This window comes from Zhongshania sp., assembly GCF_041584495.1.
In the GTDB taxonomy this organism is placed as follows: domain Bacteria; phylum Pseudomonadota; class Gammaproteobacteria; order Pseudomonadales; family Spongiibacteraceae; genus Spongiibacter.
This window is the reverse complement of sequence record NZ_JBFHDY010000132.1, coordinates 1-9320: the sequence shown is the minus strand read 5'-3', so window position 1 is coordinate 9320 and position 9320 is coordinate 1. Positions and strand designations below refer to the sequence as shown.

At 50.4% G+C, this 9320-nt stretch carries 10 protein-coding genes; 2 read left to right on the top strand and 8 right to left on the bottom strand.

The genetic code is table 11. The features are described 5' to 3' along the window. The 6 genes from ABYP33_RS16010 to ABYP33_RS15985 form a co-directional block, all read right to left on the bottom strand. The coding region (locus tag ABYP33_RS16010) for a CpaF family protein (protein ID WP_373092157.1) at positions 1-932 on the bottom strand (932 nt) is incomplete at its 3' end. A gap of 23 nt (positions 933-955) precedes the next feature. Continuing rightward, on the bottom strand, positions 956-2263 hold the full coding sequence (locus ABYP33_RS16005; protein WP_373092156.1) for a type II and III secretion system protein family protein: 1308 nt from the start codon (positions 2261-2263) through the stop codon (positions 956-958). Between the two features lie 38 nt (positions 2264-2301). After that, positions 2302-3192: a Flp pilus assembly protein CpaB gene (gene cpaB, locus ABYP33_RS16000; RefSeq protein WP_373092155.1), complete on the bottom strand. Its 891-nt coding sequence runs from the start codon at positions 3190-3192 to the stop codon at positions 2302-2304. 245 nt (positions 3193-3437) lie between these two features. Next, positions 3438-3887 carry a TadE/TadG family type IV pilus assembly protein gene (locus tag ABYP33_RS15995; RefSeq protein WP_373092153.1) on the bottom strand — a complete coding sequence of 150 codons (450 nt, stop codon included), beginning with the start codon at positions 3885-3887 and terminating at the stop codon, positions 3438-3440. A 98-nt stretch (positions 3888-3985) separates the two neighbouring features. Further along, a complete protein-coding gene (locus ABYP33_RS15990; RefSeq protein WP_373092152.1) occupies positions 3986-4450 on the bottom strand; it encodes a prepilin peptidase in 465 nt (154 codons plus the stop codon). 9 nt (positions 4451-4459) lie between these two features. Then, a complete protein-coding gene (locus ABYP33_RS15985) occupies positions 4460-4630 on the bottom strand; it encodes a Flp family type IVb pilin (protein WP_373092151.1) in 171 nt (56 codons plus the stop codon). Positions 4631-4805: 175 nt separating this feature from the next. On the opposite strand from ABYP33_RS15985, the gene ABYP33_RS15980 reads away from it, so the two are divergent. Together ABYP33_RS15980 and ABYP33_RS15975 are read left to right on the top strand one after the other, a co-directional pair. Continuing rightward, the gene (locus tag ABYP33_RS15980) at positions 4806-5246 is read left to right on the top strand and encodes a regulatory protein RecX (protein WP_373092150.1); all 441 of its coding nucleotides are present in this window, start codon (positions 4806-4808) and stop codon (positions 5244-5246) included. A 61-nt stretch (positions 5247-5307) separates the two neighbouring features. Continuing rightward, complete coding sequence (locus ABYP33_RS15975) at positions 5308-5733, top strand: Spy/CpxP family protein refolding chaperone (RefSeq protein WP_373092149.1); 426 nt, start codon at positions 5308-5310, stop codon at positions 5731-5733. A 3-nt stretch (positions 5734-5736) separates the two neighbouring features. On the opposite strand, the gene ABYP33_RS15970 is transcribed toward ABYP33_RS15975, so the two are convergent. Beyond that, positions 5737-8700 (bottom strand): insulinase family protein, encoded by a 2964-nt coding sequence (locus ABYP33_RS15970; protein ID WP_373092148.1) that lies wholly within the window; start codon positions 8698-8700, stop codon positions 5737-5739. A gap of 82 nt (positions 8701-8782) precedes the next feature. After that, positions 8783-9320 (bottom strand): glutaminyl-peptide cyclotransferase (locus tag ABYP33_RS15965; protein WP_373092147.1); only part of this gene is annotated, 538 nt, incomplete at its 5' end.

Below are 9320 nucleotides of genomic sequence, written 5' to 3'. Positions count from 1 at the left end.
CCGGTATTCATGGCCTGAAGAACATCAAGTACCTCACCGCCGCGGCTTTCACCAACAATAATTCGGTCTGGGCGCATCCGCAGGGCGTTTTTAACTAATTCCCGTGCACTGATTTCGCCGACACCTTCGTTGTTTTCTGGTCGCGTTTCTAGCCTAACGACATGGCCGTTGCGCAATTGCAGTTCCGCCGCATCTTCAATGGTAACGATACGCTCGGTGTGGGGAATAAACTGGCTGAGAATATTAAGTAGTGTCGTTTTACCCGAGCCCGTTGCACCACTGATTAACACATTGCGACGTTGCTCAACGGCTCTAATCATATAGTCGAGCACTTCTCTCGTAATAGAACCACCGGCGAGGAGCTCTTCCGCTGTTAAAGGGTCCTTACGAAATTTACGAATTGACAGGCACGGGCCGTCGAGTGCTAAAGGTGGAACGATGGCGTTTATTCGACTGCCGTCAGCGAGACGGCCATCAACGATGGGACTGGACTCATCTATCCGGCGTCCAAGGGGCGAGATCATTCGCCGAATTACCCGGAGTACGTGACGGTCATCTAAAAAGCGCATATTTGCCTGGGACAACACACCCGCGCGCTCGATATAAATTTTACGAGGGCCATTGATTAAAATATCGTTAATACTAGGGTCGTCGAGTAGGGCTTGTAGCGGTCCGTAACCGGTGATTTCATCGACCAGCGCAGTTTCAAGTTCGGCATATTGATCGCGGCTGATATTTACATCGTAAATTCGGCAGTACTGACGCATATAGGCCGAAATCACTTCTTTCAACTTTTGGGGGTTGTCGTCATAAATCACTTTATCATCTTCGATTCGATCAATGACAAAGCGGTGTAGGGCTGCCTTTAGATCCTCGTGAGAATCACCCGAACTGTCGAGTTCAGGCTTTTTTCGGCGTTCTTTTAATCTCATGCTGCTCTCCTTAATGACTGTGGCTAGTTTGCAAAGCCGACGCCAGCCGTGGATTGCGGTGCAGTATTTGGTGTGTCTTGCTTGAGCGAGTCACCAAACATCATGTCACTAAATGACGGTGTATAGCTGCGATAGGTTTCACCGGGAAGCTCAGGAAGCTTTGCGTGTTTAGCAATTGGCTTAACCAAGTGAGGCGTTACTATCATCAGTAATTCTTTGTCTTCCTGTTCGAATTTAGACGAGCGAAATAGTGCGCCAAGAATCGGAATGTCACCGAGTCCAGGTACGCGATTAGCATTGTTGAAAGTGCTGCGGCTGACTAAACCACTTATGATGAAGCTTTCTCCCGGTGCCAGCTGAACTGATGTGTCAGTGCGGCGTACTCTTAACAGTGGCACTGAAACGCCGCTCGCTTGCACGCCGCTGCTAAAGTCGAGATCGCTGACTTCAGGGGCTACTTTGAGCATGATGCTGTTTTCGCTTAATACGGTCGGTGTTAGACGTAAGCGTACGCCAAATTCTTTGTACTCAATTTGTACTTGGCCATCGCGGTTTGATATTGGGTAAGGGAATTCACCACCGGCTAAGAAACTGGCGGTTTGTCCTGAAAGGCTTACGAGCGAAGGCTCCGCTAAGGTGTAGGCATAGCCATTTTGTTGCAGGGCATTAATAGCGCCTTTAAATGATTGAGTTGCGTAGCCGACCAGTATCGAAGAGGCATCTGCGCCACTAACGACATTGCCGAGTAGCGCGCCGATCGGGCTGCCAGCTATCGTTGGCATTAGACTGGATGAACCCGCCGCGATGGAGCCATTGCTGCCGGTGTAAGCCATTGAGGTGCCAACTTGTTTTAACTGTGAGCGGCTGTATTCTATGATGCGAATATCCGTTTGTACTTGAATTGCGCCTTGCTCCTCGGTGTCGTCGACCCGCTTGGGACCTGTCATGGCCAGTAAGTGGTCGTGCTGGCTAAGTGAGCTGGTTTTGCCTGAGAGCACGGTGCTACTGCCGCTAGCGTCCACCGCCACGCCGTAAGTTGCGCTGGTGGGGAGATCCGGCACGACATCGATTTTAAATACGGTGGGTTCGCCACCACCCTGCCACAGGAGCAATTGGGTGGAGCCTAGGCTTTTGGCTGTGAGTAAAAATTCCCGAGTATTTAATACCCGTAAACTGGCGACCTCAGGATTGCCAATGGCACTGCGTTTAACACTGTATTGGGTGTTTAATGCTTGTTGCTCACCTAAATTTAAGCGCAATGTTTTATAAGGGCTGGCTTCTGCCGGTATCAGCAGTGCGCATAGGAGGATAAAGAATAATCCTTTTTTCATGGTTAATACTCCCTGTTGCATTGGGTTGCCAGCGTTCATTAATTCTTAACTCGAATAGTTTCTACTTTGTCACCACTGTAGACATAGACCGATTTTGGCGCCGCGGGAGGCTTTAGCCCAGTTACCGCGCGCATCATCGTTGCCTTATCTTCAGTGTTGTCGAGCTGGTTTGACGCGTTGCCGTTTTCGAGCATGCTATCCGCGTCGCCGACGCCGACAAGACGAAGTACACCGCTATTTTCAGCAAGGACGAGTGTGTTTATATCATTTAGTGCTACTTCGAGAACCGCGGAGCGGCTGCGTTTGCCACTGTCTTTGTCGGTGCTTGACTTTTTGGCTTTTGTTTTAATGTCAGTGTTACTGCTCGGAATAGCCTTCCCTTCGATTTCAGAGCCGAAGGCTAAGACGCGAACATTGCGTAGTATTCTTCTGGATAAGCTCTTGTCGTATGTCTCTTTACTTGCCCTAGTAGTAAAGATGACATCGACGTAGTCTCCTGGGAGAAGAAAACCACCGCTGCCGATCACTTCGTCGACCTTTACGGCAAGTGCGCGGTGGCCGCTAGTAATATGGCTCGCTAGTAGGCTGCGCACTTCAAAGTCGCTCTGACGAATAATGGCGCCCTTGGCGATAGGCGCCTCGGCCGTTTTATTGACCACGTCAGCAATCTTTTCAAAACCATCGTCAATTGTAATGGGGAAGGGTAGGGCTTGTAGGTCCTCAGTTAAGAGTACGTCGCCTTTGGCAATGTTACGGGTAGTTATAAGCACTTTTTGCGCATAGGTAAAATTGCTGCTATCAGTGCTACTTATTGAAACACTGGATTGCCGTTGGGCGTCTTCACGGCTAATTTTGTAACCGATAATCCCCATGACAATGGCGCTGATAATAAGCAGGGCCGCGATAATTTTTAAAGTCCTTGATTGCATAGTAAAGTCCCTGAAATCAGTCTGAGTTGTTGGGCCTGTAATTGGGGTATTGCTTCACATAGTCTAGACGCTGTGTAATTTGCTGCTGTATTTTGATACTACGCTTTGTGTCATAGTCTAGTAATCGCGACATTTACCTATGTGACTTGGTGCTTTCCATTTTAAAATTTTCCGAGTCAGGGGTGAGTTACAAGCAGTATTAAATTAGGCTCTGAAATTTTGAGTCGATAATACCGTAATCACCGCTATAGTCTTAGGCTCGCTCTTCCACTGAGGGTGTTTGGCAAGTTGGGCAACTTGCCAAAGCCAGGTAAATTAATGCCGTCAATGATAGGTGCTGCGCTGAGGCTTACCGTACAAAGCATGTCGGCGTCACATGTGAAGAAGTTCTCGCCGCTGGTGGCTTCGGCAATCTGCGTTGGCGACAGCCACGCGAGTGAATTTTGTGCCTGTAATAACACAGTGGCTTGTAAATCTTCTTCTGCGCATCCGCCGGGGCACTCCACTGCGATAGCGGCGCGCAGTGCGTCTTCACTCGCGTGGGTAAAGGTTTGTACCATTAAGAAGGCAAGGCTATAGCATGCGATGGCATAAACAATCGCAAAAAAAACGGGGAATATAAAAACGAATTCGATGGCTACGGCGCCGTGCTGGCGACGCTGATACTTGCGTGGGAAATTTTTCATCCTGTCCATTTTCCGCTCCCCCCGACCTGTTTGTGCAGGGTGGGAATGTGTCGTACGTAATATAAACTCGTGCGAGCGTCAGTGCGCGCACAAATTAACCCGTGTTCCTAGTGCTGGAGCAGGCTTAAGGCACTGCCAAGCAAACCACCCATGGCCATCGCTGTACCCAGTGGTAGGCCGCGAGAATATCCCCGCTCGCTGTCTACACCAAAGGTTGGCGCGGTGCGGACGTAGGCTTTGCCCAAGTAAGTTTTTACTGTCATAAACAGTGCTAAGCCGAGCACGCCAATAGTAAAGGCCTGTAGTAAGAACAGCGGTTGCCATGCGGGTGCTAGTACAATCATCAGCTTTACATCGCCTCCACCCAACACTCCCTTGCAATAGCCTGGGAGTGTAAGGAGAAGCGCAATGGCGAGATTAACAAGCACAGCACTTATTGGTATGCTTTGACCAACGATTAAGCTGTTGCATGCAATGCTTAGCAGTAATAGGGCACATAAGTGATTGGATATGCGACGATGTTGCCAGTCGTAATAGCCAATGGCCAAAAGCAGCGCCCAAAATGCCAGCACGCTGGAATACTACTGCATACTAGTGTTAATAGTGGTAAAGGCCGTATCAAAGTCTAGAAAGGCAAGCGCTAAGACAATGACACCGACAAGCACCGCGGCCATGACGGCGTACTCTATGGCGCTGGCACCGTTCTCGTCTTGTTTGAACTGGGTCCATTTATTTACAAATTTCTTCAACATGGGGCGATCTCCGTTTACATTGAATTGGACCGATACAAAGGCAATTCCCTCTCGGCCTTGGTAGATACTTTGGGCTTAATACAGCTTGAAATAAATAAGTAGTTGCCGAAGTTTACTTAGGGGAATTCGAAGATTTTGTAGCGGTTTAAGGAGGTTTTTAGGTGGAAACGGTATTGTGAAGCAGCTTGATACAAAATTAATACGACAAAAAGCGATGGATTACCTTGCTCGTCGAGAACATTCTCGCCGCGAACTTGAAGTAAAGCTAGTTCGTAAATTCCCTGACAGCAATGAACTAGGCAGCGTTTTAGACGCACTTGCGGCTGATGGCTTGCAGTCTGACCGGCGTTTTACGGGTTCGTTTATCCGCTTGCGAGTGCAAAATGGCTTTGGGCCCCAACGAATTCGTGCAGAACTACGACAGCGTGGAATAAGTGATGCATTAATTATCGAGCAATTCGCTGAGGAAGATGTGGATTGGTTCGCGGCAGCACACACGCTATTTCTGAAAAAATACGCCGGTATTAATTTGGGGGACCCGCGGGAGCGGGCTAAATGCATGCGCTATTTGCAGTATAAAGGTTATGACATAGAGCATATTAACACTTTACTCTAAGACATCTTACACTGCAGGTAGTGGTTTATTTATATGTTTATTACTATTAGGACTTAATAAAATGAAAAAATTGAACGCCTTAGTGTTAGCGCTTGCGCTGAGTAGTAGTGGAGCTCCGGTCATTGCGCAAGTTGGGGGCGTAGATGGGGCGCGGTTTGATGAGCTAACGACAAAGTTAAATTTGTCGGACCCTCAGCAGCAAAAAGTAAAGGTTTTAATGGCACGTTTCGCTGAAGATGCGACTAGCGTTCGGGAGGGCTTGATTGCGGTACAGCAAAACATTCGCACTGCCAATTTGGCGCGGCTCGACAACGCGGCTATTCAGCGTATGAGCAGCGAAGCGGGCCGCTTATCTGCTGCTCATACCGAAAGTTTACTAAAAACACAGCGCGATTTTTACGCTTTGCTCAGTGCCAAGCAAAAGCGCGAATACAATAAAATGCGCTCCGAAGCCCTGGCTCAACAGGCGACGCTTCCAAACAAGTGAGCACTACAGTTGCTCAATACTGAAGTGTTCCGCCGCTAACCAGTTGCTGAGTTCTGCCGCCTTGGCGGCATTACTCAGCACGGCAACGCTGGCGCCACCCTTGCTGAGATAGCAATCACCGACTCGCTGTAAGTCAGCGGCAGTGACCGCAAGCACGCGCTGCCGAAAAAGTCTGCGTTGCGCTAAGGTACGGCCAAAGACATTGCTGTGGTGATCTTGTTTGGCTTCGCCAGCCGGGGAACCGGGCTTATCAATACTACTGACAACGCCTAAAACCGCCTCCTCAAGCCCCTGAGCCGATACCGCGGTGTTGAGCATCCAGTCTATGGATTTATCGAAATCAGCCAGCGTGTCCTGAAGGCGCGGGTCTCGGTAGGAGTAAAAACGGAAGGCGGCGATGTTTGAGTCTTGTGATGCACCGCCGCCGTAGGCGCCACCTTGTTCGCGAATAACCCGGTGTAAAAAACCGTTTTTCATATAAGCGGCAAGTACCGTTAATATGGGTGCGTCAGGATGGTCTGAGGGCACGGTAGGATAGGCTTTGGCGCAGAAGTTCACTTGCGAGTTAGCTACCCAAAATGCTTTTTTAACTTCTCGTACTGGCGGGTAACTGAAATGGCTTTTGGCTTGCGCGTTAAAATCGTGCCAGAGTGGCGCGATTTCATCACACAAGGAAGTGAGGCGGTCAGCTTCGGCAATAATCAATAGCTGGCGTTCAGCCTTGAGCATTTTGCTGTGAAGGGCGGCAAGTTGGCTCATTAGCTTGCTTAGTTCCGCGGGGGCTTCAATGCGCTCGCTCAGGTTTTTGAGCTGGCGGATTCCGCTTAAGCCACCCAAAGCCTCACTGATTTTAGCGATGGGGCTCATGCCTGCGCTGGCGGCAGTCATGGCGAGGCTGTGGCCATTGCCGGTGATGCTGGACTCGCGGCGGGCTTTAAGCTGAGCAACCAAGTCTTGAACCCGGTCAGACTCATCAAAGCGCAGGGTTTCTAAAGTGTCACGCATAAGCTGGGTTTGCGCGCTGGCGTTCCGCAGCAGGGCTTTAGACGACAATACCAAATAGGCTTTTAGTTGCTGTTCGTCATTAATATCGCCACGCATGCTGGTATAGGCGCTGATGCCACCACAGACTTGCGCTTGGCGCGCTTGCACTTGGAGATAGTCTTGATCGCCGAGGCCCAGTTCAGTCAGCACTTGGGTGTATATGGAGAGCAGTGATAGCTCTTCGTCGTCCAAATCTGGCAGGGCAATCAATAATTGCTGATATACCAACCCGTTGGTGCCGCGGCCGTAGCGGGTATAGGGCAAACTGCCGAATTGGGCCTGCTCGCTGTGGAGGCCCGGCATGTCTAAGGGCACGTCTGCCAAAGTAACTTTGGGCAGTATGCTGTCATCTTCTTCAAGGGCTTGGCGTTCACTTAAGGCGCTTGCCTGGTCGATAATGGCTTGTTTTTCTTCAGTACTTAAATTGGCCTTAATATCAGCTAAGCGCTGTTTCTCAGCCTGTTCAATGCGCTGTTGAATATTTTCGTCGGGGCTCATCACCAAGGTGACGCGATGGGGGTTGTCTATTAGCGATTGCGCCAATTGTTTAATGTAGTCGGGTTTTGCTGCTCGTTCGCGCAACGCTTGTAATGCCGGGTCTAAATTCAGCAGCTCAATGGGCTTGCCACGGTGGGTAGCACTGCCCAGTGCTGTTAAAATAAGTTGCAGGCCATAGGGGTAGCCGTCGCCGCCGATTTCCCGCTGCTGCAGTTCTAATTGATGCAAAACCGCATCAACATCCTCTTTGGCAATGCCGTTTTGAGCAACATCGCGCAGGGTGTCTAAAATCAAGGCTTCGACTTCTTCTACTTTGGTGGCGCTGCTGCCTTCAAGTCCACAGGCAAACACCATTTCTCGCATGGAGTCTTCTAGTCCGCACATGGGCGAGGGCGAACTCCCCAAGGTGCTGGTCTCTAGGGCGTGGAGCAAAGGGCTGGCGCTATTGTCGAGTAAAACCCCGGCAAGCAGTTGGGCTTCCAATAAGGTCTCTAATTGGGTGCTTTTGCCCAGCAGCCACGAGACCACGATATGGGTTTTGTCGCCTTTGTTTTCAGCGGCCGGCAGCGGGTAGCTTTCGTGCACACGAATCGGCGCGTGGTAGCGCTTCTCGTCACCGACGGCAATATGGCTGTCGATGGCCTCAAAGCGCGCCAAAGCCAGTTCTTCAAAGCGCGCCTGATGTTCGGCGGCGGGGATGTCGCCAAAGGTCATGAAAATGGCATTGCTGGGATGGTAGTGGCTCTCATAAAAGGACTTGAGCTGCTCATAGCTGAGATCGGGAATGTCTTCAGGTTCCCCGCCGCTGTTGTAGTGGTAGGTGGTGCTGGGGAATAAGTATTTGCAGAGCGTGTGCCAGAGCTGGCTGGAAATCGAGCTCATTGCACCTTTCATTTCATTGAACACGACACCCTTATATTCCAGCTCAGAATCAGGGTTGCCCGCCTCTTTGAATTCGAGGCGATGGCCTTCTTGGGCGAAATCCAATGGGTGGAGACGGGAGAAAAACACCGCGTCCATATAAACCTGTAGCAGGTTTTCAAAGTCTTTGCGATTGCTGCTGGCAAAGGGGTAGGCCGTCCAGTCCGAGCTGGTGAAAGCGTTCATAAAACTGTTTAGCGAGCGCCGAATCATCATGAAGAATGGGTCGCGAACAGGGTATTTTTCGCTGCCGCACAGCGCTGTGTGCTCCAATATATGAGCCACGCCGCTGGAATCTTTGGGCACGGTGCGCAGCGCCACTAAAAAGACATTTTCAGGGTTGTCGCTGGCAATATGGTAGTGACTGGCACCGGTTTTGATGTGTTGGTACTCCGCGATACTCACGCCGAGTGCAGGTATTTCTTCGCTACTGATTAAGGTAAAACTGGGGAAGGCTGCGGGGCTTGTGAGATTTGCTGTTGCGACAGGCGCTGCTTGAGTCATGCTTTATCCAAATGTCAGAGTGTTGGGCGTTGCTATTAGTAAGTCTAGCATTCTAGCGGGTGAAAAAGGGCTTGCCTATGACTTATCGTTTAGTCGCTTGTTGAGGAACATTGAGGTTGTCTAGGTCAAATTTAATACGGTAAATCTTTGGCCAGAGCTTGCCGGTAACCAGCCAGCTATCGTCGCCCGGGTCGTAGGCAATACCATTGAGTACGGCCTCGGGGTCGAGAGCAGCCGACTGCGCAGCGTCAAGGGCGAGGGCGCTGAGGTCAACTTTGGCGACGACCTCGCCAGTGAGGGCGTGAATGATGAGTATGTGCTGCTCATGCCACTGATTGGCAATAATGTAGTCGCCCCGGCATTCCAGCTCGTTTAATTGATCCACCGGGGCGCCATTATCGCTAACCCTTAGCGTGTGGCTAAGTGTGAGGGTGTTGGCATCGAACCACTGTAGTTGATCGCTACCGTTACTCATAACCAGAAAATCACCACGCTCCTGATGAATACTGGCGCACAAGCCCCAGCCTTGGCCCTCATAGTTGAAAACACCCAGTAATGTAAAGTGGTGCGGGTCCACTACTAAGCCTTTGCCCGCACGCCAGGTAAGAATAAACAGCTTG